The organism is Mesorhizobium sp. M1A.T.Ca.IN.004.03.1.1, from assembly GCF_003997555.1.
Taxonomy (GTDB): domain Bacteria; phylum Pseudomonadota; class Alphaproteobacteria; order Rhizobiales; family Rhizobiaceae; genus Mesorhizobium.
Genome location: NZ_RZTV01000984.1, coordinates 1 through 241 on the forward strand (window position 1 = coordinate 1; position 241 = coordinate 241).

The following is a 241-nucleotide window of genomic DNA, read 5'->3' on the forward strand; positions in this document are numbered from 1 at the left end:
GAAAGAACGAGCGCTGCCGCCGGAAATGCCTCGAAGCCCTCTATCAAGAGATGGCCGGCATGGAGGTGTTCGATCTGTTGCTCGAGCACCGTTCGGACGCCCAGAACAAGCAGGATCTTGGGCATCTCGTTGCGCTTCGAAGCACGGGCCTCGATCCTCGCCTCCGCATCGACCATCAGCGAGGCGGTGACGAACCACTCCTGTGGATCGCAGACATCCTCTTGGGTGCGATCAACGCGGC

Annotated in this window: 1 protein-coding gene; it reads right to left on the reverse strand. The window is 61.0% G+C overall.

All coding sequences use genetic code 11. The features are described 5' to 3' along the window. Nucleotides 1-241, reverse strand: a 241-nt coding sequence (locus EOD29_RS36430) for a hypothetical protein (RefSeq protein WP_164764082.1), incomplete at both ends; no start/stop codon positions are given.